Below are 25,068 nucleotides of genomic sequence, written 5' to 3' on the forward strand. Positions count from 1 at the left end.
CGGCGCCGAGGGCGGCACATGAGGCTCTCCTTCGGTTTGCGAGGGTGACTGACGGCGTGATGACACGACAGGTCGGACCGGGATCGGCCAAACCCGCCTGCACCAATGAGCCACCGAGCTCGCTGGTTTGATTGGGCGTCGATCCGCGGATCTTCATCAGGGCCAGCAGCCTGAAAGCTGCACAACAGGCCGGATAGATGGCAGCAACCGACTCACTACGTCTGAACGCTGTAAGAAACTCTTGCAAGGCGGGGGGCCGTCCATAGATGGTGCAGGGATATCGCAGTTGCCCAGGCGGATGAGGCTGGATAGAAGGCAAGCCCCTTTCTGATCGCCCTTTCTGACCATGCCGCACAAGTACCATGCCGGCCGTCGCCACCGGGTCCCTTGAGCCCGCTACAAGGTGACGAACTGGCAGGCTTAGAAAGCTGGGCTTCGGCAACGGGGGTCGCTGTGATCTGGTTCTCCGATGAGGCGGTCGCGGCTTGGCGAGCAGCCCCTCGGATCGCGCCAGGCGGTCAGGCGCGCTACTCGGACCCGGCGATCGAGACATCGCTGATCGTGCGGGCGGTGTTCTACCAGCCGCTGCGCCAGACCGGGGGACTGGCCGGTTCGCTGCTCGGCTTATGGGGCTGGACCTGCCGGTGCCGGACCATACGACCTTGAGCCGGCGGGCCAGGACCCTGGCGGTGGCTCCCCAGGCGGTGAGCGGACCGGTGCGCCTGCTGGTCGCCAGCACCGGGTTGAAGCTCAGCAGGCCGGGCGAGTGGCTGGTCGAGAAGCATGGAACCCAGCGCCGTCGCGCCTGGAGGAAGCTGCATCTTGCTGTGGATGCGAAAACCGGCACGATCGTCGCCTAGAGCCTGACCGGCAAGGAGGTCGACGATGCCGCCCAACTCGGCCCCAACTCGGCCCCCTGCTCGACCAGATCGACGAGCCGCTCGCCGCCGTCGTTGCGGATGGCGCCTACGACCAGGACAATGTCTACGCCACCCTCGCCGGGCACTCCGCGGAAGCCGCGGTTGTCGTGCCGCCACGCTCGACGGCCGTGCTCAGCCCATCGGTCGAACCCGATCCAACCTGGCGCGATCGCCATATCCAGGTCATTGCCGAGCAGGGCCGGATGGGCTGGCAAAAAACCTCGAGCTACGATGCGAGGGCCGGGGTGGAGGGGGCGATCAGCCGATACAAGCGGATCATCGGCGACACCTTGCGCTCGCACACCCGGCCGGCCCAGGAGGTCGAAACCCGGATCGCCGTTACCGTCCTCAGCCGACTGCTCGACCTCGGATGCCCGGACTCCGTTCCCGCCGCTTGAAGATCAACGAACCAGGGTAGAAATCCGTGCCCTTCGGCCTCCGTGCACCACTGCGGCATCTCATCGACTCCTCTGGATTCAGCGCCCCGGGCGCAGGACAATACGGTCGCGGGCGCCCTTGAGCACCTGGGCGTAGGCCTCGGCGGCATCGGCAAAGGTGAAGACGGATCCGGCGTGGACCGGAAAGGGGCGTAGCGCGCCGCTTTCGAAACCGGGCTTCAGCACGTCGAGGATCTCGGCACCGTCCCCGCTGTCGAGGGCCAGGGTATCGACGCCGATGTACTTGTGCTGGGCGCGGTAGAAATCGAAGATGTTGAAGCTGACATCCTTGTCGATTGTCGAAATAAAGATCTGGCGGCCCTTCTTGGCCATGGCCCGGTTGGCCTGGGCGAAATAGGGGCTGCCCACCGTGTTGTAGACGATGTCGGCACCGTGTCCGCCGGTCTGCTCACGCACATACTCCGCAATGTCCTGGGTGCTGGCGTCGATCATGTCGACCGGGCCGCTGGCGTGGCCGATGTAATCCTCGCGGGTCCTTTCCACGCCGAAAACGCGCGCACCCTGCATGGTCGCGATCTGGATGGTGGCTTGGCCGACCTTGCCGTTGGCCCCCAACACCAGGACGATGTCGCCCTTCTTCACGCCGCCGGACTCACGCAGGCCCTCGAAGGCGGTGATGAAGGGGACGCCGATGGCGCCGGCCTCCAGCAGGGAGACGGTGGAAGGCTTCTCCCGCACATGGGCGGCATCGACCAGCAAGTATTCGGCATGGGTGCCGTCGCGCCGGATGCCCAGTTCGCCGCCGCTGCCCCAGACCTCCTTGCCGATCAGGTGGGCCGGACCCTTGTGGACGATGCCGGCATAATCGCGGCCGGGCGTGCGCGGCCACACGGCATGGGGCATGAAGCCCAGCACGGCCTTGACGTCGCTGGGGTTGACGCCGGCGCTGCGGATTTCAATCAGGCACTGGCCGGCGGCCGGGTCGGCCAGCGTTGCGGATTCGAGGCCCAGATTCAGGTTGTCGATGTCGCGGGCCTTTTCGTAGACGCGGATGGCAGTCATGGTGGTTTCCTCTCTAAGGCGAAGCAGTGGGGTTAGGCGGCGGCCGGATCGGCCAGCGGCGGGGCGGCATCGGCCGGCAGGCCGAGCAGGGCTCGGGCCTGGGCCGGGGAGGCGATCTTTCCGCCCAGCGTTTCGACGATGCGGGCGGCCTTTTCGACCAAGGCGGCGTTGCTGGGAGCCAGAACGCCTTTCTCGATGTAGATGTTGTCCTCCAGGCCGACACGGACGTGCCCGCCCAGCAGGTAGGACTGGGCCACGGCCGGGAACTCCATGCGTCCGGTCGCGAAGCCGGTCCACAGCGACCCGGCCGGCAGCCGGTCGCGGGCGAACATCATGGTCTCCGGATCGGCCGGGAAACCGTACTTGATGCCGAGCACGATGGAGTACAGGCCCGGCCCTTCCAGCACGCCGGTGCGGATCAGGTCGTGGGCGAGCTGGATGTCGCCGCTGTCGAATACCTCCAGCTCGGGCTTCACGCCGGCGGCGCGGATCAGGCCGGCCATCCTGGTCACATTTTTGGGCGTGTTGATCACCACGTCGCCGCCGGAATTCATGGTGTTGAGATCCAGCGTGCAGATCTCCGGGCGCAGGGCCGCCACGTGGGCGACGCGGCGTTCCGGCGTGGTCAGGGTGGTGCCGGGGGCGGCCACGGCGGGGTTGTCGTCGCTGGGGATGTAGCGGCCGCCCAGGCCGGTGGTGAGGTTGAGGATGAGGGCGGGGTTCCGCTCGCGGATGCGCTCGACCACCTCGCGGTAAAGCTCCAGGTCCATGGACGGCTTGCCGGTTTCCGGGTCGCGCACATGGATGTGGGCGATGGCCGCACCGGCCGACGCCGCTTCCAGCGAGGCCTCGGATATTTCCTTGGGCGTGATCGGCAGACCCGGATGCTGGGCGCGGGTCGTGATGTTGCCGGTCACGGCACAGGTGATGATGGCGTGCTCCTGCATGTCGGGGGTTCCTGTCAGAGGTGTCGGCCGCCGTCGACGACGATCACCGAGCCGGTGGTGAAGCGGAGGTGGGTTGCCGCGGCCAGCACGGCCGATGCCACGTCGTCCGGCGCGGTCAGGCGCTTCAGCGGCGTCGCCCTGGCCTGCCGCTCCGACCAGTCGCGGTCGCGGCCGGGCACGAAGTCGGTGTCGACCACGCCGGGCGAGACCGAGACGACGCGCACCTCGGGCGCCAGTGCCCGGCCGAGCGAGACCGACATGATGTCCAGGCCGGCCTTGGCGGCGCAGTAGGCGACGTTGCTGCCGATGCCGGTGGTGGCGGCGATGGACGAGATGTTCACGACCAAGCCGTCACCCGACTCCGTCAGCAGGGGGGCGAAGGCACGGATGGCGGCGAAGGGGCCGCGCCAGTTGGCGGCGAAGACGCGGTCGATCAGGGCATCGTCCAGGGCCTCCAGGTCGGCGTGCGGTACGGCCCGGGTCAGGCCCGCCGTGTTGACCAGGATGTCGACGCGGCCGAAGGTTTCGTGCACCGCCGCGGCAAGACGGTTCAGGGAAGCGCTGTCCTCCACGTCGGCCTGGAACGCCCGGTGCCCGCGGCCGGGCAGGTCGGCGATCAGCGCGTCGGCCTTGGCGGCGTTGCTGTGGTATGTGGCCACCACGTGGGCACCCGCCTCGGCGAACCGGCGGCTGGTCGCGGTGCCGATGCCGCCCGAGGCGCCGATCACCACGGCGGCTTTGCCCGCGAGCGGGGAGCTGTTGATAAAGGTCATGATGGCGGCCTCAATTCATGGGATTGGCGGGATCGGGAAGGTCGGCACGCCCTTGCGCAGGACGAAGTCGTAGTCGAGCGTGTAGTAGGGCGCCTCGACACCCTCAGGCACGAAGCCGTCGATCCGGTCGTGACGGCGATAGGTGCCGACCAGCGGCGCCGTCACGCCGAACACGACGTCGGATTGCAGCACATCCGAATCATCGGCGAAAACCTGGGTGATCAGGGTTTCGTGCCCCTCCGCCGAAACCACGAAATGCATGTGCGCCGGGCGGTAGGGGTGACGCTGCTGGGCGACGAGCAGCTCGCCGATTGGCCCTCCGGTGGGCACCGGGTATCCGGCCGGCCGGACCGAGCGGAAGTGGAAGTGGCCATCGGCATCGGTCCTGAACTTGCCGCGCAGGTTCATGTTCTCCTGGTGCGGGTCCTGGTTCTCGTAGAGGCCGATTGGAGAGGCCTGCCAGACATCGACGACGGCGCCCGCCAGCGGCGTGCCGTCCCCGTCCCGCACCTGACCTGAAACCAGCAGGGGCGAGCCGGGCGTTTCGGAGCGGGCGATGGTGTCGCCCAAGGCGCATTCCGGGGCGTTGGCGCGATAGAAGGGTCCAAGCAGGGCCGCCGCGCTCTCGACTTGCGAGAGCGGTTTGTTGAGCAGCGTGACCAGCGTCGAGATGCCCAGAACGTCGGCGGCGAGCACCACTTCGTTGTTGGTTTCGTGTGTGTGGTGGCCCAGCGCCGCGATGAAGCGAAGGCCCCTTTCGAATTCCTCCTCGCTGGGGCGCACCTCGCGAAGGAAGGCGTGGGAGTGGCGGACAAAGCCATCCATGATCTGCTTCAGGCGCGGATCGCGGGTGTTCGCCATGGCGCGGAGCACGGCGTCGGTGACCATGGATTCATGCTCGATGATCATTGGGTTCCCCTCCAGTGAGCCGTGTGGGCTCTTCATCTGCAAACGTTTGCATGATCATCCGCCGTTCTCGGTGTTTGTCAATACAGGTTTTTCGAACCCATAAGGGTTACCACACGTCATTTTCCGCCAGTCCCCTGGCGCTTTAACCAAAGATTAAGGATATGTTCCTGTTGACGATACGCACGTTGATGTGAATTCTGCTGCAAACGTTTGCATGAACAGGTCATTCTCGCAGCCGGCTGCCAGGCCGGTTCAACGACCCGAAACACACGACTACGGAGGAAGAAACCCATGAAAAAGCTCTTCACCGCCGCCGCTGCCGTTGCCCTGCTGATCGCCTCCCCGGCGCTGGCGCAGAAGCCGATCACGATCAAGTTCGTCCATGTGACCGCCGAGAACACGCCCAAGGGCCAAGGTGCCAAGCGGTTCAAGGAATTGGCGGAGGAGCGGCTGAAGGGCCGCGTTTCGGTCGAGGTCTATCCCAGCTCGTCCCTGATGGGCGACGATGAATCCATGGAGGCGCTGGCCTTCGGCGACATCCAGATGATCGCGCCGTCGCTCTCCAAGTTCGACCGCCTGACCAAGAAATTCCAGCTCTTCGACCTGCCTTTCCTGTTCGCCGACACGGCGGCGCTGGAACGGTTCCAGGCGAGCCCAGCGGGCCAGGAACTGCTGGGCGAACTGGAGGACAAGGGCTTCAAGGGCTTGGCGTATTGGCATAACGGCATGAAGCAGTTGACCGCCAACAAGCCGCTGCGCCAGCCCTCCGACGCCGCGGGCCTGAAGTTCCGCATCCAGGAATCCGACGTGCTGCAGGAACAGTTCCGCGCCGTCAACGCCAACCCGCAGAAGCTGGCGTTCGGCGAGGTCTATCAGGCGCTCCAGACCGGTGCCATTGACGCGCAGGAGAACAGTTGGTCCAACATCTATTCCCAGAAGTTCTTCGAGGTGCAGCGCTACGCCACGGAATCCAACCACGGCGTGCTGGAATACATGCTGGTGACCAACACAGAATTTTGGAACGGTCTGCCCAAGGATGTGCGCACCGAACTGGACAAGATCGTCCAGGAAGTCACGCGGGAGGTGAACGCCCAGGCATCCGAACTGAACGAGCGCGACCGCAAGCGCGTGCTGGACAGCGGCAAGGTCGAGCTGATCACCCTGACGCAGGATGAGGTGAAGGCGTGGCGCGAGGCGATGGCACCGGTCTGGAAGCGGTTTGAGAAGGAGATCGGGGCCAAGCTGGTCCAGGCCGCCGCCTCCGTCAACCAGACCAACTGAGCGCAGCGGCCATGATCCCGCGCATCCTGAACCGGGCGGAGGAGGGCGCGATCGCCTTCCTCCTCGCCTTCATGACCGTGGTCACCTTCGGTCAGGTGGTCCTGCGGTACGTCTTCAACTCCGGCATGATCTGGGCTCACGAGGCCACGACCTATGCCTTCCTCTGGATGGTGTTGATCGGCATTTCCTACGGCGTCCGCGTCAACGCCCATATCGGCGTCGATATCGTGATCGCCAACCTGCCCCGCACCCCGCGCCGCGTGCTGGGACTGATCGGGGTCGGGCTCTGCCTGCTCTATGCCGGGTTGATGGGGTACGGGTCGTACGTCTTCGTCGATCGCATGATGGATCTGGGCAACTACGCCCGCGACTTGCCCCTGCCACGCTGGCTGCTGTCGCTGGCCCTGCCCATCGGCTTCGGCCTGCTGATCCTTCGCCTGATCCAGGTGGCGCTCGCCATCGTCGCCGGCAAGCGCGACCGCATCGGCCTGGGCCATGAGGACGAGATTGACATGAGCCTCGCGGCCGATCGGGCTTCGCCGGTCAGCGGATTGACGCCGGACTCCCGGACGGTCGTGGGCGCTGCCCGACCCTCACACGTGGGACATACGCCATGACGACGCTGTTCCTGTTCGCGATGCTCTTAGCCCTCCTGTTCGTCGGCATTCCGATCGCCGCGGCGCTGGGTTTGTCGAGCGTGCTCACCCTCCTGCTGTTCGGCACGGAGTCCCTGGCCTCCCTGGCGAACAAGTTCGCCCAGACGATGAACCTGTATACTCTGCTGGCCGTACCTTTCTTCATCCTGGCCGGCGGCTTCATGACCACCGGCGGGGTGGCGCGCCGCATGATCGCCTTCGCCATAAGCTGCGTCGGCCACCTGCGCGGCGGTCTCGCCATCGCCTCGGTGCTTGCGTGCATGCTGTTCGCGGCCGTGTCGGGCTCGTCTCCCGCCACCGTGATCGCGGTCGGTTCTGTCGTGATCGGCGGCATGGTGAAGGCCGGCTACAGCCAGAACTTCGCGGCCGGCGTGATCTGCAATGCCGGCACGCTGGGCATCCTGATCCCGCCGTCCATCGTGATGGTCGTCTATGCCGCCGCCACCGAGACCTCGGTCGGCCGTCTGTTCATGGCCGGCATCATTCCGGGCATTCTACTCGGCCTGCTGCTGATGCTGACGATCTATGTGGTGGCCTGGCGGCTCGACCTTCCGCGCCAGCCGCGGGCCACCATGGCGGAACTGGTGCGCTCCGGACGCGAGGCGCTGTGGGGATTGCTGCTGATCGTCGTCATCCTGGGGGGCATCTATGGCGGCGTGTTCACCCCGACCGAAGCCGCGGCGGTGGCCGCCGTCTACGCCTTCGTCGTGGCGCTGTTCGTGTACCGCGACATCGGCCTCAAGGACGTGCCGAAGACGCTGCTGGACAGCGGGCGCGTCACGGTGATGCTGATGTTCATCATCGCCAATGCCATGCTGTTCGCCTATGTGCTGACGTCACAGCAGATCCCGCAGCAGGTCGCCGAGACCTTGACCTCCATGGGTCTGGCGCCGTGGATGTTCCTGCTGATGCTGAACATCGTCCTGCTGCTCGCCGGCAACTTCATGGAGCCGTCGTCCATCGTGCTGATCCTGGCGCCCATCGTGTTCCCGATCGCCATGGAAATGGGCATCGACCCGATTCATCTCGGCATCATCATGGTCGTGAACATGGAAATCGGCATGGTCTCGCCACCGGTCGGGCTCAACCTGTTCGTCACCGCGGGCATCACGAAGATGAGCGTCGTCCAGGTCGTCAGGGCGGCGACCCCCTGGCTGGGCGTGCTGATCAGCTTCCTGATCATCGTCACCTACATCCCCGGTGTCTCGACCTTCCTGCCGAACCTGATCTTCGGTCAGGCCAGCCCGTAAGCGGAAAGGAGCATCACCATGAACGTGACGCGGTTTGCGGAAGCCAGGGCTTACGAGGCGCCGAACCACTTCGACATGCGATGCCTGCGGCTGCAAGGACACGAGGCCGGTCCTTCCGACACGCTGTGGCTTGGGTTGTCGCACATCCTGCCCGGAGGCGGGACCAGCCTGGACGCCTCCCCGGTCGAGAAGCTCTACGTGGTCCTGTCGGGCGAGGTCGTGGTCGCGACCGGGGAGGGCGAGGTGGCATTGGGCCCCTGGGACTCGTGCCGGCTCGCCCCGGGTGAGAAGCGGGAACTGAGGAACCGGACCAACCAGCCCGCTGCCATCCTCCTTGCCATGCCGTATGGGAAGCGGCAGAATCGTGCAAACGATTTTTCTGAGACAGTGGCGGAACTCTCCCGTTGAATGCAAAGGGCAAGCATGAAGGATCGAAGGCGACGGGAATGAAGAAGCCGGGTTCTGCGACGATCAAGGATGTGGCGGAGGCGACCGGGGTGCACGCTTCCACGGTGTCGCGTGCGCTCAGTCCGGCAACCCGCCACATGGTCCGCCCGGAAATCGTGCAGCGGGTCGAGGAAGCGGCGCGGCACCTGGGATACTATCGCAACGCACTCGCTTCCAGCCTGCGGACGAAGCGGTCCTTCACCGTCGGCGTGGTGATTCCCGACATCACCAACCCGGTCTTCCCGCCGATCCTGCGCGGCATCGAGGATGTCCTGGGTGCCGCCAACTTCACGGCCATCATCGCCAATACCGACAACAGCGCGGAGCGGCAGGAGACGGTCGTGAACCGGATGAAGGGCCGGCACATCGACGGCCTGATCCTGGCCACGGTCGCGCGCAACGATCCCATAGTCCCGCAATGCGTGCAGGATGGGCTTCCGGTCGTCGCGGTCAACCGCGGGCTGGACAATGACGACGTCTCGTCCGTGGTCACTGACGACGCGCGCGGGGTCCGCCTCGCGGTGGATCATCTGGCCAGCCTCGGCCATCGGCGGATCGCCCATGTCGCCGGCCCCCAGGACCTGTCGACCGGCTACATCCGCTACCGGGCATTCCTGGACGCGATGCGCGCCAAGGACCTCGACCTCGACGAGGGGCTGATCGCGTTCTGCAAATCCTTCAGCGAGGCCGAAGGCCGGCGCGTCTGCAAGGGGTTGCTGAACAAGAGGGTGCTCAACACGCGCAGCGGCTTCAGCGCCATCGTCGCTGCCAACGACCTGCTGGCGCTGGGCTGCTACGACGCGCTCGCGGAGCACGGCCTGCGCTGCCCGCAGGACGTTTCCGTCACCGGCTTCAACGACATGCCCTACGTGGACAAGCTGACACCCCCGCTCACCACGGTGCGCATCCAGCATTACGAGATCGGCGTGCAGGCGGCGCAGTTGCTGCTGAAGCAGATCGAGAACCCGGCGAGTCCGCGGATGAGCATCAAGCTCGCCCCTGAAATCAAGGTCCGGGGCTCGACGGCTCCGGCGGCCGACGTGTTGCACGGAGGTCATGGAAGCAAAGACTGCCTCCCTGTCGGCTGCTAATCAGGCGACGCGGGCGGAGATCGCGCGTCTGACAGCGTGTTGCAGCGTTTTGCACCGATGGGTGGGATGGCGTAGGGGGACGATCCGTTTCGATGCTCCGGATCCTGCCTTCATGCCGCACAAAACGAACGCTGATCGCCGCCACCGCATTCCGCGGCCGAAGCGGCGGGTGACGAACTGGGCGGTGTACAACGAGGCGCTGCGGAAGCTCTCAGCGGAGCTTCGCTCCGCCTGACGCTGTCAGCGCAAGCGGCGCTTGCGCGAGAAGCGGGGCAGTCTGACCGTGTGGTTTACGGACGCCGCCATCGACGCCTGGAAAGCCGCGCCGCGCACTACGCCGGGCGGTCAGCCGAACTACTCCGACCTGGCGATCACGACAGCCCTGACGCTCCGCGCGGTGTTCCGCCTGGCGCTGCGCCAGACCGAGGGACTGAACGGCTCGATCCTCCAGCTGCTCGGCCTCAACCTGCCGGTGCCGAACTTCTCCACTTTCAGCCGACGGGCCCGAACGCTGGAGCTGCCGGCGCAGACCCGCACCACCGGCGGGGCAATCCACCTGCTGGTCGACAGCACGGGGCTGAAGTTGGGCGGGCCGGGCGAATGGCTGGTCGAGAAGCATGGCGCGAAGAAGCGGCGCTCCTGGCGCAAGCTGCACATCGGCTTCGACGCGGTGAGCGGCCAAATTGTCGCTTCCATCCTGACCGACCGCGACGTCGATGAAGATCAGCCTGCGATCCCGAGAAACACCGGCAGGGCGCGGTTGACCTGGACCAGTTCGGCATCGCTCAAACGGCCGAAGACGGCCCCTATGTTTCTCCGCCTGACGGTCGCGATCTTGTCGATCATGACCCAGGAGGTCTGGCGAAGGTTGTTGGCCGGCGCCGGGTCGATGCGCAGTCTCAGCAGTGGGGCGTCGATGCCGATGGAGGTCAGCAGCGAAACGGTGACGCTGTCGGTTTCCGGAAAATCGTCGGACTGGATGATCACTGCGGGTCGTGGTTTGCCGTCATAATCGCCGCCGATCCGGGCGGCGATGGTGACCAGATCGCCACGCCTCACGGCCTGTCGCCGGCATCATCGCCAAGATCCTGGATATCCTCCAGGAAGTCCATGGTGTCGGCTTCGTCGGGTGCGGCGGCGACTGCCCGGGACTGCCGCCGCGCCTCTTCCTTGAACGTGGGGGAGCGGACATCCGGCACCCAGATCTGGATCGGCCTCAATCCCTGCGCGCGAAGCTGTGCCCGGTGGGTCTGGACACGGTGACGGACGGTTGAAGGCATAGCATATCTTCCCAGCTGTTACATGTAACATAGGTGGGTCGAGCAAGATTTCGTATGAGTCAAAATTCCTAAGATCCGGCCTCAATGTGATAGGGACAAAAGGCCGGGCGATCAAGCGGTCTTGAGCACGAGTTCGTTAAGCGGGGGATTTCCTGGGCGCTGTCAATGCCGAAGCGGCCGGCCGGGAAGTTCCAGAAGGGGATGCCCGGTTTGGTGGCGGTCTTGAGCAGCGAGAGAGAGGCGTCTCGGCTGTCGCGGCCAGTGTCGGAGCGGATGCCGAAGCTGATTTCGCGCCGGGTGACGTAGCTGCGCAGGTTCAGAGCCTGGAATACGCGCTGGACGGCCGCCTTGATGCCATTGTGAGCATCTGAGATCAACAGCTTGACCCCGGCCAGACCGCGGCGCTTGAGCTTGCGCAGGAACTCCAGCCAGAAGGTCTCGGCCTCCGAGACGCCGATATCCATGCCCAGCACCTCGCGCCGGCCGTCGGTGTTGACCGCCACCGCGACGGTCACGGCGACCGACACGATGCGTCCTTGCTGACGCACCTTGACGTAGGTCGCATCGATCCAGAGGTAGGGCCAGTCGCCTTCGATCGGGCGGTTCAGAAATGGCTTGACCCGGTCATCGATCTCCTCGCACAGCCGGCTGACCTGGCTCTTCGAGATGCCGCTCATGCCCAGGGCCCTGACCAGATCGTCGACATCGCGGGTCGAGATGCCCTGGATGTAGGCCTCCTGGATCACCGCCGTCAGCGCCTTCTCGGCCATCCGGCGCGGCTCCAGGAAGCTGGGGAAGTAGCTGCCTTTGCGCAGCTTCGGGATCCGCAGCTCCAAAGTCCCGGCCCTGGTTTCCCAGTCGCGCTCGCGATAGCCGTTGCGGTGCGCGAGAAGGCCGTCCGAACGCTCGCCATGACCGGCGCCGGTCAGCGCCTGAACCTCTCCATCTCCATCAGCTGCTCCGACGCGAAGCCGATCATTTCCCGCAGCACGTCGGCATCGGTGCCCTTTTCAAGCATCGAACGAAGCGTCATCATCTCATCGGTCATCGTGGTCGCCTTGGTTCAGGAATGTGTTGTGGTGACCAGACTTTTCCCGAGAACCACGATGACCGCCCGTGCCGGATCAGGCCCTTCGGTCGGCTACGCCTCCCTACGGGCCTGATCCGGCACGGGCGCTCTTACACCACATGCGGGGACATGATCGTTCCGGTGAATCCGGAAGGCGAGACTAGGCTGACCCGTGCGCAGATATGGCAGGGCCTGGAGGTGAAGGCTCGCGACGCCCGCCTCTTCCTTCCCGAGGGCCTCTGCATCCGCTGCGAGGTCGTGGCGGAGAGCGCGACCCATTTCGTCCGCGAAGCCACGATCGCGGGTGCCGATCTGCGCGAGATCGTGACGCTGGAGCCGGAAAGCAAGGTCACCTTCTTCCAGGCAACCGGCCCGCGCGAAGGCGCGATCATCAACGAGCTGTTCGAGGACGAAGCGGGCGAACTGCAACTCAAGTTCTACTGCTATCTCGGCCTGCGCGGGAAGGAGCCGAACGGACCTGAAGAGCGGGCGGAGCAGGCGCAGTTCGACGGCGACAAGGGCTACAGGGCCGCACTCCTGTCGACGCTGAAGCGCACCCGCGAGTTGCTCGCCGAAGGCAAGATCTGAATTCCGATGGGCATCGTCGCGGAATCTAAAGAACCGGACCGATCAATGCCACAGGCGTCGATCGGAAGGCCCATACCGGAACCGTTCAACGGTTCCGGTATGGGTCGGGGCCTCCGCCTGGAACATCCGGACATTGGCCGCAGATTGTCGAACGGACGGGAAGGGTGCCGCAGGAAATGCCCCTGCGGGTTCTGCCCAGATCCCGACCGACCGCGGGTCAGACCAGAACGAAGTCGCTGCTTGACAGGTCGCGTTCCTCGACCCCCAGCAGGGTCACCGAGCCGAGTGCGCCGAAGTCGAATACCGTGTCGCCGTCCACGTTTTCAGCGTGGGCCAGGATGTTCCGGACCGACCCCACGGCTGACCTGGAAAACACAAGGTCATCTCCAGGCGAAAAATCCTTCACGGTGTCATGCCCCCACGACCGGCCCGTGAAGATGAAGTCGTCACGGCCCGCGCCGCCAGTCAGTATGTCATTTCCGATTCCGCCCCAGATAGAATCGTTGCCGCCCTTGCCGTCGATGGCATCGTTGCCCCTAGCGCCGAAAAGCCGGTCTGAACGGTTCGTGCCGGCGATCACCGTTCCATCGGCCGGCTGCGGGGCCGGCTGCGGGATCGGCTGCGGGACTGGGCTCGGAGCCGGCTGCGGCTGGGTGGACGATCCATACTTGTCCTGTTCGGCAGCCTCCGATGCCGATGGCGTGCCGAAGTTCTGGGTCACGAATACGGCCTTGTAGCCGTTGATATCGCCCTGATCGAGGCCGATCCCGATTTCCCTGTAGTTCGCATTCAGCAGATTGGCGCGATGGCCTGGACTGTTCATCAGGTTGGTGTGGAGCTGATCCACGTCGGCCTTGTCCAGGACTTCCGCTCGCGAACCGCCGATGTAGGCGATGTTCTCGCCCCATCCCCGCGCGTCATATCCGGCGGCGGCCATTCGGTTGCCCGGCGATGAGCCTCCGGCGCCGGTATGAGAGAAGCTGTCTGTGGCATCCATCCACTGACTGTGCGTTCTGGCGGAGTCGATGAGTTCGCCATCGAACACCAGGGCGGCCACGCCGGCCTTGGCGCGGTCGGCATTCACCAGTTGCAGGAAATAGGTTTCAAGCTCGGTTGGAATAGCCATATCCATGCCCTCTGTTCCAATTTAACGAACCAGCTCTAGCCCGCAATGATTAAGGAGATTCGCCGAAGCCCAAAAATGTAACGGCCGCGACGATCCCTTTCCAGAAGCGGCGGAAGGAAGAGGCCGGCCCTCGCGCCGGAGCCGGAACGGGACCATTATCTTGCGTTCAGGTATCTTGCGTTCAGGGTCTGTTTGCCCGCTCCGGGGTGGAAAATGGCGGCGAGTAAGGAGTCGATGGAATTGACGAGAAAGCCCGTGGCGAAAGCCGAGGACCTGTGTGCCGCACCATAAGCGTTATCCGTCGACACCGGACGGCCGGTACTTCGTGGTGCGGGGCCGACTGTGGCGTATGAGCAATCCCGCCCTTGATCCAGCCGAGCGTGAACGGCTCGTGCGCGACCTGATGGCGGCCCGGCGGGCCGTGCGTGCGTCCAAAGCCGATCCGGCGGCGCTCGCCGCGGCACGGCCCCGTGTCGATGCGGCGAAGCGATCGCTGGGAGAGCGCGGCCCGGTCTGGTGGACCGACGGATCCCCCGACTACAATCGGCACATGGCGGCGAACACCCCCTATGCGGCCTGGTTCGCTTCTCTCGGCGAAAAGCCGGCATGACGGGACGTTGCCGACCCGCCTCGCGATCCTTGGACGGTGGCCAAGACCGAGATCGCCATCAGGAAGGCGCCGGGCGACCCGCGGGCCAGGTGGCAAGCGCTTGCCCGGCAACCGCCCTGAGCAGGTCGCGGCTGACGCCGGCTTTGGCCTGCGCCGCCATGCCATGGGAGACAGCCATCACGAAGGCCGCGAGGGCATCGGGTTTGGCCGTCTCCGGCAAGTCGCCATCGGCCTTCGCCCGTTCGAAGCGGTCACGAATTCGAGCTTCTCCGGCCAAAACCCTGTTGATCCCAATATTTGGTATCGCAAACCCGGCATCTTCAAGGCCGGGATAGGCACCCTTGGCGGGTCCGCGCCGAAGTCCTACCGGCGCTGCTGCTCGATGTACTGCGTGACAATCTCCAACGGCGCGCCGCCGCAGGATGCCGCGCAGTAGGATGGGCTCCAGAGATGGCCGCCCCAGAGCCTTTGCGTCACTTCAGGGAAGTCGTGCTGACGCAGCAGGCGGCTCGATACGCCCTTGAGGCTGTTGACCGGTTTGGAGAGCTGGACCGTAGGCGGATACTCGATCAGCAGATGGACGTGGTCGTCTTCGCCGTTCGCCTCCTTCAGACGCGCGCCGAACTCTGCGCAGACACCGAGGAAGACGTCGCGCAGCACCTCGTGGGCGCGATCACTGAGGACGCTACGACGATACTTCGTAACGAAGACCAAATGAACGTGCAGAGAACAAACGACGCGACGGCCTGTGCGGCATTCGACATCCATGAGCTTGTCTCCTGATGAGAGACCGAATATACTCTTGCCATGATCAGGCTCAAGGCATACCGCTATCGCGTGTATCCGACCGTCGAGCAGGAGGCCCTGTTCAGGCAGACAGCGGGGGCGTGCCGGTTTGCCTACAACCTGTGTCTCGAGCAGCGGAAACTGGAGTATCACCGCAGCCATCCGCGCAGGCTGACCGCGTACGATCAGATCGCTGAACTGCCGGCGCTGAAGGCCGAGGCGCCCTGGCTGCGTGTGGTGCCGAACCATCCGTTGCAGCAGGCCATCATCGATCTCGACAAGGCTTTCAAGAACTTCTTCGAAGGCCGCGCCGGTTGTCCGCAGTTTCGCAGACGGGGAGATCGCGATAGTTTCCGGTATCCCGACCCCAAACAGTTCAAGCCTGAAGCTGACCGCATCTTCCTGCCCAAGGCTGGATGGGTCGCCTGGGTCCGGCATCGTCCGATCGAGGGCAGGATGAGGACGGCGACGGTCAGCCGCGAAGCCGATTGCTGGTATGTCGCCATCCAGTGCGAGATCGAGATGCCGGAGCCGATGGCGAACCTGGGGCCGGCGGTCGGGGTAGACATGGGCGTCGCGAAGCCGATGGTGCTGTCCACGGGGCAGGTGATCCAGCTTCCGCGAACCACGGACAGGGAAAGGCATAAGCTGGCGACGCTTCAGCGCAAGGTCGCCAGGAAGACGAAGGGGTCGAGAAATCAGGCCGGGGCGCGTCTTGCCGTCGCCCGGTTCCAGGCCCGTCTCGCGCGGCGGCGGAAGGATGCCGCGCACAAGGCGACGACAGCGATAGCCAAGAACCACGGCGTCATTGTCGTTGAGGACCTGAAGGTGCGGAACATGACGGCGAGTGCGGCCGGAACGATCGGGCAGCCGGGGTCCAACGTGCGGGCCAAGTCCGGGCTGAACAGGTCGATGCTGGACGTGGCGCCCCATCAGATCAGGCTGATGCTGGAGTACAAGGCCGCGTGGTACGGCGGAGAACTCAGGACCACGCCGGCGCCGAACACCAGCCGGGAATGCAGCGTCTGCGGCTGCATCCATGCCGACAATCGGCGTTCCCAGGCGGAGTTTCTGTGTGTCGCTTGCGGTCACCACGAAAACGCCGATTTCAACGCGTCGAAGGTTATCAAGGCCCGAGGACTTCGGGTGTCGGCCTGTGGATCGAGCCGGGCTGCCGGACGGAAACAGGAACGCTGCGTTGTGAGGCGCGGAAGCTCGGCCCTTCAGGGCCGAGAGTAGTCACCAAGCCGATGCATACCCTGAAACGCCACATCCCGGACTCCCTCCCGAAAGCCCCGTGGAGAGCCCTGCGGAACTTCCTTTTCCCGCTGTTCCTGGTGATCGCGGCTGGCACGGCGTCATCCGCCCCGGCACAGCAGCTGCGCCCATCCACAGTGGATGAGGTGACCGGGAAATCCCTGGTCGAACGACTGCGCCGCGGCGGGCTGACCCTGTTCTTCCGGCACGCCGACACCAGCGGCATGCCCTGCGACAGGTCCTACGAGATCGGAGACCGCCCGGGCCAGCGCAATCTCTCGGCGGCGGGCCGGGCCCAGGCCGAACGGATCGGGCAGGCCCTGCGGGACCTCGGTATCCCGATAGCTGATCCCGTTCTTGCCGGGCCGGTATTCCGGGCCCGCGACACGGCCGAGATCGTCTTCGGGAGCGCGGCCGTCGAGATCACCGACCGCCTGCTTGCGGACGATTATGCCGGATCACGCCTCGACTGGGTTCTCTCGGAGCATCGGCGGCTGTTCTCCGCGCCGGTGGCTCCGGGAACGAACCGCGTGCTGGTCGGGCATCGGACACCTGCCATCATGGTGCTTGGCAGCGCCGTCGCCGGGGAGGCTTTCCCGGAGGGATCCGCGATCATCCTGGAACCGGGCGGCGGCGGAGCCGGTATTCTCGGCATCCTGATGCTGGCGCCGCCCGTCGGAACCGGTTTTCACGCCTGCTGATCCGGTGCGCTCCGCTCCGGGCGTAGCGATAACGACCGCTTCCGTCCGGGTGCGGCAGCGATAAGCCGAGCGTGGCGCCGGCCATCCCGGCTTCAGGTCCCCGAGCCGAGCCATGCCGATCCTGCCGTACCCTGGCCGGACCATCGTCCGCCGCAGGTCAAGCCGTCGCCGGTCTCGGCTCCAATCCCGGAACGACATCGGCCTGGTGCTCGATCACCATTTCGCGGTCGACCGAGCGCCGCTCGCCGTCGATGCGCTCGATCAGCAGGAACGCCCGTTCGGCGCTCCCGAGGATCGCCAGCAGCGATGCTCTCTCCGTCGGGGCCAGCTCATCCAGTTTCAGGCATTTCCGGCGCAGTTCCGCGAGCCCGGATATGCGCTGATCCGCGGCGACGGCGGTCGCGCTCCGGGCCGAGCCCGGCAGCACGATCCCCATGGCGTCGGAAACCTGGTCGAGGATGCCGTTCACCACCTCCCGGCCCGACGGCGAGAACTCCTCGCGCTTGACCCGCTGGGCAATCTGATGAAGGGTTTCACCCAGGCTTTCGGCGAAATCGGCCTCCTCGATCAGGCTTGCGACCAGATCGGCCTGCCCGTAGGGCTGGCCCGGCGTCAGAAGGGAGGATGCGAACACGCCGATGTCCCGGCTCAGATTCCCGAGATTCGCATGATGGACCTGGGGATCCTTCGCGGCGTCCGGCATGCCCCGGGCGATGTCCAGGTAGAGGGTGCCTGCCTGGAGATGCCGCTCGATCTCCTTGCGCAGCGCGGGAACGCCTTGGACGATGTCACCCCGCAGGTTGGCGGCAAGGTACTTCGGCAGGGAATAATCCTCGATGTCCTCGGACGCGTCATGGCCGATGCGGCTGAGCACCCGCTCGAACACTCCGACGAAGGGGAACAACAGCAACGTGTTGAAAACGTTGAAGAAGGTCGAATACAAGCCGATCGCGACCGGCACCAGCGGGTAGGTTTCCCTGCCGTTCACCATCATCGGGACTCCGGGATCGCCGCCGAACCACTGCATGGCGAAACGCAGCACGTCCATGGAGAGGAAGAACAGCGGGATGGTCACCATGACGCCGATGATGTTGAACGATATGTGGGCATATGCGGCGCGCTTGGCGTTCTTGGACAGGTTCAACGACGCTATCCAGGAGGTGATGGTCGTTCCCAGGTCGGCGCCGAGCGAGAAGGCCACGGCGGTCTGCCAGTCGAGGACACCGGACGCTCCGAGGCCCATCACGATGCCGATGGTCGCCGAGGAGGAATGGATCATCGCGGTGACCAGCGCCGCCGTTCCGACGCAGGTCAGAAGGCCGGTGAAATCGTCCGCCCGCAGCGAGGAGATCGCCGACATCACCTCCGGCATGGCGCGGAGCGGCTTCAGGCCCCCGGTCATCAGGTTGAGGCCGTAGAAGATCAGGGAGAACCCTATGCAGGCCAGGGCGATGTTCTTCGTCCTGTCAGACTTCGAGAAGATGTAGACGAGGGCGAAGAAGCCGGCCAGCAGCAGGCCCAGCGGGCCGAGGGGCAGGGCGATCAGGCCGTTCCCCAGCGTCGTCCCGATGTTCGCTCCCATGATCACGCTGATCGCCGGGCGCAAGCCGACGACGCCGGCATTGACCATGCCGACGACCATGACCGTCATCGCCGTCGAGGATTGGATCACGCCGGTGATGATGGTGCCGGCGAAGACGCCTTTGAGCGGAGTCCCCGCCAGCTTGGCGAGCAGCGCGCGCATCCGGTTGGCGGCAACGGCCTGGATGCCGTTCGACATGAACTCGAGGCCGAGCATGAAGATGCCCAGGCCACCGATCACGGGAACGATGATCTGGGTGAAGATATCGACCTGCATGAGCTGTCCTTTACGGGGCCCGTCCGGACGAGGGCCGGTTGGTCTTACTTGGAACTGGCTTCCCAGTAGGATTTGATCAGGCCGACGAGGGAGTCCGGCAGCGGCACGTAATCCAGATCGACGGCATCCTGCTGCCAGTGCGCCAAGGCTCCGCCGAAGAAGCGCAGGGTGCGGTCGGTACCGGAACGGGGTTCCCGGGGCATCAGAGCGTAGACGGTGGCCGCGATCGGGTAGGACTCGGCGTCGGCGGTTTCGGTGAGAAGAAGGCTGAAATGGCGCGAGCCCGCCCAGTCCGCGCCGGCGACGGCGGCGGCGATGCTCCGGCGCGATGGCGCCCTGAACTCTCCCGCGCGGTTCTCGACCAGGGCCGAGGGCAGCCCGACCCGCAAGGCTTGGCCGAGCTCGACATAGCCGATGGTGTTCGGGTCGGCCGCCACGGCCTTGACGATGCCGCCGCTGCCCCTGACCCCGGCGCCGGTCGGCCATTTCAGCTCGGTATCGACCCCGACCCGCTCCCGCCAGTCCGTGCTGGCATGGGCGAGATATGCCGCGAAAATGTAAGTGGTGCCGGATCCGTCGCTCCGGTGGACGACCTTGATCGGCGCGTCCGGCAGCGTGAGCTCCGGGTTGAGCGCGCGCAGGGCCGGGTGCGACCATCTCTCGACCGTTCCCATGTAGATGTCGGCCAGCACCGCCCCGGAGAGGCGCAAGGCACCGCTTTCGATCCCTGGCAGATTGAAGACGACCGCGACGCCGCCCGTGGTGATGGGGAACTGCATGAGCCCGTGCCGGTCCACCTCCTCGGCCGGCATGGGCCTTTCAGATGCGCCGAAATCCACGGCCCGGGCGATGACCCGCATGGTGCCGCCCAGTGAGCCGACCGGCTCGTAGTCGATGCCGCCGGCCATGGCGCCGAACAGCGAGCCCAGGCCGCTCTCCGGAGCGGCCGGTCTCTTCGGCAGGGGGGCGACATAGCCGCCGCTCTCCTCGGATGCCTGGAAGTTCTGGCTCCAACGGCTGAGCAGCGGAAAGACGAAAGTCGATCCTGCCCCGGTCAAGGGTTCGGCTCGGGTCGGGGAGGCCGCGGATACGAATGCGAACAAGGCAGCGATGAGGAGGCGACCCATGAAATCACCGGCATGTAACGGGATGCAGAATATCCCGGGTCATCGATTACCGGCGCAGCTTAGATTTCAGGCATGACAGTTGGATGACGGGAGCAGCGTTTCATGAAACTTGCTCCATCTGCACCGGGAACAGACGAAATTTCGGGAAGAGGGAAGCAACGCCGGTCTTCTTCTTCGTATGTCCCCGCGCCGGACCTTTCGGAGCATTGTTGCCGCAAGGTCTCTGATTTTCATGTGTAATACGTAGTATAGTATCGAGATTAAAAAGAATCATGAGGCTCCTGAGAACTGCTTTCATCTCATTCTAGAAAGTTAAAAACAGGTCATGGATGATGGTTCGGCTGGGCTATAAAGATCTAAATCGAACAAAATCCATCAGAAGCCCAATTTTCTTCTTCATCTGATTGCAAATTTGTCCTTATACGATTAATCGTCTGTTAACGATCTAAATACATTTTTTGATCGTTGTCGGATTACTTGTCATTCCGGCGGACATATTGAATTTATCCGGAGAGCACAGACATGGCTTTGCCCAGAGTTTTCATCTCGACCGACCTGAGGCTCGAAGCGCAGGAGAAGGACGACGTCCAGTCGCTTGTCCACGCGCTGATGTACCAGGACAAGATGAACATCGTCGGCATCGCCGGAACGGCGTCCAAGTTCAACACCCAGGACGGTCTGGTCAGGGACATCGATGCCGTGATCGACGTCTACGGCAAGGACCTTGCCGAACTGCGCGAGCATGGCTCCGGCTTCAAATCCGTCGAGGCCCTGAAAAGGGTGAGCCATCAGGGCGCCACGGACACCGCGCCCCCCAAGGGATATTCCAAGCCGACGGACTCATCGGAGGCCATCGTCGCGGAAGCCAGGAAGGCCGCCGCCGCGGGCGAAAAGCTGAACGTGCTCACCTGGGGAGGGGAGGCCGACATCGCGCAGGCGCTGCACGATGCTCCCGGCATCGCCAGGCACGTCCGTCTGTTCAGCATCGACACCCAGGACATCCACGCCAAGAAGTACCTGCTGGACAACTTCAAGGGCAAGCTGGACATGTGGGTCGACAACATGACGACGTTCCGGGGCACCTACGGCACGCCGGAAAGCGGCTCCATGATCAAGGGCTGGCACGAGGCGAACGCCAAGGGCCACGGCGCCTTGGGGGACTTCTTCTCGAAGGTCTCGAGCAACATCTTCAACAAGTCCGGCGTCAAGATGGGGGATAGCCCGACCGTTCTCCGCTTCCTCGACGGGGACCAGGACGATCCGACCAAGGAAAGCTGGGGCGGGGAGTTCCGCAAGGTGTCCGACGGCTATTACACGGACCTTCATGGGCAGGGTTTCGACCGCCCCGGCACCCAAGGGGCCAGGACGGTCTACGAGAACCGCGAGGAGTGGCTCGAAGACTTCGCCGGGCGCTTCGATTGGCTGAAGGACAAGGGCTCGATCCCGCTCCCCCGTCCCGAAGGGGATGACGTGATCACCGTCAGGGCGTCGGGCGACCACTACAAGGGGAACCCGAATTTCGTCGTCAAGGTGGACGGGAAGACGCTGGATCTCACGAACCGGGTGACGGCCGTCCATGACAAGGACCAGTGGCAGACCTTCACTTACAAGGGCGACCTGGACTCCCCGGGAATCCAGGAGCGGGAGGTCGAGATCATCTTCAACAACGATGCCTGGAACGGAAGGAAGGGGGCCAATGGATCCGACCGGAACCTCTACATCGACGAGGTTTCGTTCAACGGCCAGGTCGACGTTACGGATGCCGTGTTCAAGTGGAACAGCACGAAGTCGTGGCTGTTCGAGGTCTGACCGACGGCCGGAAGAGGGGACCCGGAAGAGGGGACGATGACATCGGCGACCTGGCCACGCCAGACGGCTTCCCTGCAGGAATCCTCTTCCGGCGGCTGGCTGGTCAGGAATGGAAGGTTCCCCGCTGCGGTGAACCCGCATGCCGTACGAGCACGACGAGCCGCGCAATCACAAGTTCCCGAAGTCGCAAGATTGCGAACGCCTGGTGCGGGAGGAGGAGAAACAGGCCGCCTTGCCGGAGCCCGCCGGTAGCAGGCTCGCGGGCCTCCGGCATGCTGACCCGCGCGGCAATGCCTTCTGAGCGGCCATGTCGTCTCAACGGAGCGCCACCGGCGCCGTGGCGGCGCCCCGGCTGATGACCGGGCCCGGATTACGCGTTAGGCTGGTCCCGGATATCCGGCGGCGCGGCGATGCCGTGGTCCGCCGCATGGCGGCGTGAGAAAGGATGAACCCCATGGCCCGAAAGCTCCCCAGACCCCTGAGGTCGCAGGCCTGGTTCGGCGGCGACACGAAGGACGGCTTCATCCATAGGAGCTGGATGAAGAACGGCGGACTTCCGGACGACGCCTTCGACGGCCGCCCGGTGATCGGCATCTGCAACACCTTCTCCGAATTTACGCCGTGCAACGCGCATTTCCGCGGCTTGGCGGAGCAGATCAAGCTGGGCGTGCTGGAGGCGGGCGGGCTGCCGCTGGAATTTCCGGTCTTTTCCTGCGGCGAATCCAACCTGCGACCGACGGCCATGCTGTTCCGGAACCTGGCGTCGATGGATGTCGAGGAGGCGATCCGCGGCAATCCGATGGACGGGGTGGTCCTGATGGCCGGCTGCGACAAGACCACGCCGTCGCTGCTGATGGGAGCGGCGAGCTGCGATCTGCCGTCGATCGTCATTTCCGGCGGGCCGATGCTGAACGGCAAGTTCCGCGGGGCGGACATCGGGTCGGGAACCGATGTCTGGAAATTTTCCGAGGATGTCCGGGCCGGGCGCATGCCGCGGGAGCATTTCATGGCCGCCGAGAACGGCATGTCGCGCTCGCCCGGGCACTGCATGACCATGGGAACCGCTTCGACCATGGCCTCCATGGCTGAATCCCTGGGGCTGACCTTGCCCGGCAACGCGGCATATCCGGCCGTCGACGCGCACCGCGCGCGCCTGGCCCGCCTGACCGGCCGGCGCATCGTGGGTATGGTCGCCGAAGACCTGCGCCTGTCGAAGGTGCTGACCCGGCGGGCCTTCCTCAACGCGATCCGGATGAACGGAGCGATCGGCGGCTCCACCAACGCGGTCGTCCACCTGCTGGCGATCGCGGGTCGCATCGGGGTCGACCTGACGCTCGACGATTGGGACAGCGCTGGCCGGGGCGTGCCGACCATCGTCAACCTGATGCCCTCCGGGCGGTACCTGATGGAGGATTTCTGCTATGCCGGCGGCATCCCGGCGGTGATGAAGGAAGTGTCGGACCTGCTGGACCTCGACGTGCCGACGGTGACGGGAGCGACCCTGGGCGACAACATCCGCCCGGCCGAGAATTTCGATCCCGACGTCATCCGGCCGCGCGACAGGGCCCTGGTGCGGGACGGCGGCATCGCCGTGCTGCGCGGCAACCTGGCGGCATCGGGTGCGATCCTGAAACCGTCGGCCGCGTCGCCGGAGCTGATGCGCCATCGCGGCCGGGCCGTCGTCTTCGAGAGCATCGAGCATTACAAGGCGACGGTCGACGACCCCGCCCTCGACATCGACGAGACCTGCGTGATGGTGCTGAAGAATTGCGGGCCTAAGGGCTATCCGGGAATGGCGGAAGTCGGCAACATGGCGCTGCCGAAGAAGCTGCTGGAACGCGGCGTGCGGGACATGGTCCGCATCTCCGACGCGCGCATGTCGGGCACCGCCTACGGCACCGTCGTCCTCCACTGCGCGCCGGAGGCCGCGGTCGGCGGCACGCTGGCCCTGGTGCGGACAGGCGACATCATCGACCTGGACGTGGATGCGCGGCGCCTTCACCTGGACGTGCCGGAGGACGAACTGGCCCGCCGCGCCGCCGCCTGGACTCCGCCCGAACCTGCGGTCCGGGGCGGGTACCAGAGCCTTTACGTGGAGCGGGTGATGCAGGCCGACCGGGGAGCCGACCTGGATTTCCTGGTCGGTTGCCGAGGGCACGCGGTGCCGCGCGAAAGTCATTAAGGGCGGTACCGGTGCGGGAAGGCGGAACCCGCCGCGACAGCTTCCGAAACCGCTCATGCATGTCACCTGACCGCCGTGACGGGCCGCAGCTCGCCGATCTCCTGCCAGCAAGCTGCCTGGTAGCCAGCCCGTTACTCGGCAGCCACCTGAGGGGAGTCGACCGGTTCGCGGCGACCCGGGAATCGCCCGGTGGCTTCTTCCTGAGGAATCCCGGAATTGGAAGCCTCGGGATCGGAAGCCATGAAATGGTCTCGCAACATTTCCTTCGTGATATAGGAAATGATCATCGGGCAGGATGTATCCGTCGAATGGCGGTAGGCTGCGTGAGGTATTTCCCCGACAACCTCCAGCCCGACTTTCCGGATGAACCTGAGGGCAAGCTTATTGAACGCCGGCGTTTCGCCACGGATCACCCGCAGGGATACTCCCCTGTTGAATTTCATATCAAGAAGCTGCCACAGCAATTCCCGGGCCACCTGGACCGTCAGTCTGGTTTTCGTGAGCCATTTGAAGAAGCAGAAATGCATCCTTGCCGTTCTATGTCCGAAGTCATCCAACCAGACCAAGCCTGCCAGCTTGTCGTCGAAGATCACCAGCCAGAATACCTTGCCGTGTGCCTTGAAGAACTCGACGAACGACCGACGCGTTATCTTCCCAACGTCGTCGCTGTACAGGATCGGGTCGAGGAGCCCTTCCTCCTTCAACCGCTCGAACAGACCCGCTATCTGCGGGTCGGTCAAGGTGGGAACGCCATTGACCGACCCATATCGGAACAGCCTGGTCCTCATCGGTCCGGCTTGGGCTTCGTGCCGGCCGCCGTCCGTGCTGCCGTCCTGCATGGTGCCGCCTCCTTCCTGATGGATCGGGTCGGTCATACCGAAACCGTTGCAACGGTTTCGGTATGACCCTTTCAATCACTGCCTATGGCATTGATCTGCCGG

23 protein-coding genes and 4 pseudogenes are annotated in these 25,068 nt (G+C 64.8%); 14 read left to right on the forward strand and 13 right to left on the reverse strand.

Features of this window, described 5'->3' with window-relative positions; all coding sequences use genetic code 11:
• Positions 1-403 precede the first annotated feature (403 nt).
• Positions 404-1,318 (forward strand): annotated as a pseudogene (locus JL100_RS30460) (IS5 family transposase).
• Positions 1,319-1,396: 78 nt separating this feature from the next.
• Here the strand turns inward: JL100_RS30460 and JL100_RS30465 are convergent.
• Genes JL100_RS30465 through JL100_RS30480 form a run of 4 tightly spaced genes read right to left on the reverse strand, consistent with a single transcriptional unit; the run spans position 1,397 to position 5,009 of the window.
• Positions 1,397-2,380, reverse strand: coding sequence for a quinone oxidoreductase family protein (locus JL100_RS30465; protein ID WP_202683079.1), 984 nt, complete (start codon positions 2,378-2,380; stop codon positions 1,397-1,399).
• Between the two features lie 32 nt (positions 2,381-2,412).
• Entirely contained in the window at positions 2,413-3,327 is a 915-nt protein-coding gene (locus JL100_RS30470) for a BKACE family enzyme (RefSeq protein WP_202683080.1), read from the reverse strand.
• A 14-nt stretch (positions 3,328-3,341) separates the two neighbouring features.
• Positions 3,342-4,100, reverse strand: coding sequence for an SDR family NAD(P)-dependent oxidoreductase (locus tag JL100_RS30475; protein WP_202683081.1), 759 nt, complete (start codon positions 4,098-4,100; stop codon positions 3,342-3,344).
• A 15-nt stretch (positions 4,101-4,115) separates the two neighbouring features.
• Positions 4,116-5,009: a dioxygenase family protein gene (locus tag JL100_RS30480; RefSeq protein WP_202683082.1), complete on the reverse strand. Its 894-nt coding sequence runs from the start codon at positions 5,007-5,009 to the stop codon at positions 4,116-4,118.
• A gap of 291 nt (positions 5,010-5,300) precedes the next feature.
• On the opposite strand from JL100_RS30480, the gene JL100_RS30485 reads away from it, so the two are divergent.
• The 6 genes and pseudogenes from JL100_RS30485 to JL100_RS30510 all read left to right on the forward strand — a co-directional run.
• Complete coding sequence (locus JL100_RS30485; protein ID WP_202683083.1) at positions 5,301-6,290, forward strand: TRAP transporter substrate-binding protein; 990 nt, start codon at positions 5,301-5,303, stop codon at positions 6,288-6,290.
• An 11-nt stretch (positions 6,291-6,301) separates the two neighbouring features.
• Positions 6,302-6,907, forward strand: coding sequence for a TRAP transporter small permease (locus JL100_RS30490; RefSeq protein WP_202683084.1), 606 nt, complete (start codon positions 6,302-6,304; stop codon positions 6,905-6,907).
• The gene (locus JL100_RS30495) at positions 6,904-8,196 is read left to right on the forward strand and encodes a TRAP transporter large permease (protein ID WP_202683085.1); all 1,293 of its coding nucleotides are present in this window, start codon (positions 6,904-6,906) and stop codon (positions 8,194-8,196) included. Before JL100_RS30490 ends, JL100_RS30495 begins: the two co-directional genes overlap by 4 nt.
• An 18-nt stretch (positions 8,197-8,214) precedes the next feature.
• Positions 8,215-8,604, forward strand: coding sequence for a cupin domain-containing protein (locus JL100_RS30500; RefSeq protein ID WP_202683086.1), 390 nt, complete (start codon positions 8,215-8,217; stop codon positions 8,602-8,604).
• A gap of 38 nt (positions 8,605-8,642) precedes the next feature.
• Positions 8,643-9,734 (forward strand): LacI family DNA-binding transcriptional regulator, encoded by a 1,092-nt coding sequence (locus tag JL100_RS30505; protein WP_202683087.1) that lies wholly within the window; start codon positions 8,643-8,645, stop codon positions 9,732-9,734.
• A gap of 256 nt (positions 9,735-9,990) precedes the next feature.
• Positions 9,991-10,407 (forward strand): annotated as a pseudogene (locus JL100_RS30510) (IS5 family transposase); the annotation flags it as partial.
• A 50-nt stretch (positions 10,408-10,457) separates the two neighbouring features.
• Here the strand turns inward: JL100_RS30510 and JL100_RS30515 are convergent.
• The 3 genes and pseudogenes from JL100_RS30515 to JL100_RS30525 form a co-directional block, all read right to left on the reverse strand.
• Complete coding sequence (locus JL100_RS30515; protein WP_228421669.1) at positions 10,458-10,793, reverse strand: type II toxin-antitoxin system PemK/MazF family toxin; 336 nt, start codon at positions 10,791-10,793, stop codon at positions 10,458-10,460.
• Positions 10,790-11,014, reverse strand: coding sequence for an antitoxin MazE family protein (locus JL100_RS30520; protein WP_202683089.1), 225 nt, complete (start codon positions 11,012-11,014; stop codon positions 10,790-10,792). Before JL100_RS30520 ends, JL100_RS30515 begins: the two co-directional genes overlap by 4 nt.
• Positions 11,015-11,342: 328 nt before the next feature.
• Positions 11,343-12,062: pseudogene (locus JL100_RS30525) on the reverse strand (IS256 family transposase); the annotation flags it as partial.
• A gap of 150 nt (positions 12,063-12,212) precedes the next feature.
• On the opposite strand from JL100_RS30525, the gene JL100_RS30530 reads away from it, so the two are divergent.
• Positions 12,213-12,671, forward strand: a complete 459-nt coding sequence (locus JL100_RS30530) for an AtaL-like protein (RefSeq protein ID WP_202683090.1) — start codon at positions 12,213-12,215, stop codon at positions 12,669-12,671.
• Positions 12,672-12,888: 217 nt separating this feature from the next.
• Here JL100_RS30530 and JL100_RS30535 read toward each other — a convergent pair whose 3' ends face one another.
• Entirely contained in the window at positions 12,889-13,803 is a 915-nt protein-coding gene (locus tag JL100_RS30535) for a CAP domain-containing protein (protein WP_202683091.1), read from the reverse strand.
• Between the two features lie 343 nt (positions 13,804-14,146).
• Here JL100_RS30535 and JL100_RS30540 point away from each other — a divergent pair, with 343 nt between their 5' ends.
• Positions 14,147-14,407, forward strand: coding sequence for a hypothetical protein (locus JL100_RS30540; RefSeq protein WP_228421628.1), 261 nt, complete (start codon positions 14,147-14,149; stop codon positions 14,405-14,407).
• A 58-nt stretch (positions 14,408-14,465) separates the two neighbouring features.
• Here the strand turns inward: JL100_RS30540 and JL100_RS30545 are convergent.
• Both JL100_RS30545 and tnpA read right to left on the reverse strand, forming a co-directional pair.
• Positions 14,466-14,678 (reverse strand): annotated as a pseudogene (locus JL100_RS30545) (hypothetical protein); the annotation flags it as partial.
• Positions 14,679-14,770: 92 nt separating this feature from the next.
• The gene (tnpA, locus tag JL100_RS30550) at positions 14,771-15,175 is read right to left on the reverse strand and encodes an IS200/IS605 family transposase (protein WP_202683094.1); all 405 of its coding nucleotides are present in this window, start codon (positions 15,173-15,175) and stop codon (positions 14,771-14,773) included.
• Positions 15,176-15,214: 39 nt separating this feature from the next.
• Between tnpA and JL100_RS30555 the strand changes: the two genes are divergently transcribed.
• Positions 15,215-16,432, forward strand: a complete 1,218-nt coding sequence (locus tag JL100_RS30555; RefSeq protein WP_202683095.1) for an RNA-guided endonuclease InsQ/TnpB family protein — start codon at positions 15,215-15,217, stop codon at positions 16,430-16,432.
• A gap of 164 nt (positions 16,433-16,596) precedes the next feature.
• Positions 16,597-17,151 (forward strand): histidine phosphatase family protein, encoded by a 555-nt coding sequence (locus tag JL100_RS30560; RefSeq protein WP_202683096.1) that lies wholly within the window; start codon positions 16,597-16,599, stop codon positions 17,149-17,151.
• 157 nt (positions 17,152-17,308) lie between these two features.
• On the opposite strand, the gene JL100_RS30565 is transcribed toward JL100_RS30560, so the two are convergent.
• Both JL100_RS30565 and pstS read right to left on the reverse strand, forming a co-directional pair.
• On the reverse strand, positions 17,309-19,009 hold the full coding sequence (locus JL100_RS30565) for a Na/Pi cotransporter family protein (RefSeq protein WP_202683097.1): 1,701 nt from the start codon (positions 19,007-19,009) through the stop codon (positions 17,309-17,311).
• A gap of 44 nt (positions 19,010-19,053) precedes the next feature.
• Positions 19,054-20,136, reverse strand: a complete 1,083-nt coding sequence (gene pstS / locus JL100_RS30570) for a phosphate ABC transporter substrate-binding protein PstS (RefSeq protein ID WP_228421630.1) — start codon at positions 20,134-20,136, stop codon at positions 19,054-19,056.
• A gap of 522 nt (positions 20,137-20,658) precedes the next feature.
• Here pstS and JL100_RS30575 point away from each other — a divergent pair.
• From JL100_RS30575 to JL100_RS30585, 3 genes are all read left to right on the forward strand, one after another.
• Complete coding sequence (locus tag JL100_RS30575) at positions 20,659-21,945, forward strand: nucleoside hydrolase-like domain-containing protein (protein WP_202683099.1); 1,287 nt, start codon at positions 20,659-20,661, stop codon at positions 21,943-21,945.
• A gap of 139 nt (positions 21,946-22,084) precedes the next feature.
• Entirely contained in the window at positions 22,085-22,246 is a 162-nt protein-coding gene (locus JL100_RS30580; RefSeq protein ID WP_202683100.1) for a hypothetical protein, read from the forward strand.
• A 153-nt stretch (positions 22,247-22,399) separates the two neighbouring features.
• Positions 22,400-24,127 (forward strand): IlvD/Edd family dehydratase, encoded by a 1,728-nt coding sequence (locus JL100_RS30585; RefSeq protein WP_228421632.1) that lies wholly within the window; start codon positions 22,400-22,402, stop codon positions 24,125-24,127.
• A gap of 131 nt (positions 24,128-24,258) precedes the next feature.
• Here JL100_RS30585 and JL100_RS30590 read toward each other — a convergent pair whose 3' ends face one another.
• Positions 24,259-25,002 carry a GNAT family N-acetyltransferase gene (locus tag JL100_RS30590; protein ID WP_202683102.1) on the reverse strand — a complete coding sequence of 248 codons (744 nt, stop codon included), beginning with the start codon at positions 25,000-25,002 and terminating at the stop codon, positions 24,259-24,261.
• Between the last annotated feature and the right edge of the window lie 66 nt (positions 25,003-25,068).

The organism is Skermanella mucosa, from assembly GCF_016765655.2.
Lineage (GTDB): Bacteria > Pseudomonadota > Alphaproteobacteria > Azospirillales > Azospirillaceae > Skermanella > Skermanella mucosa.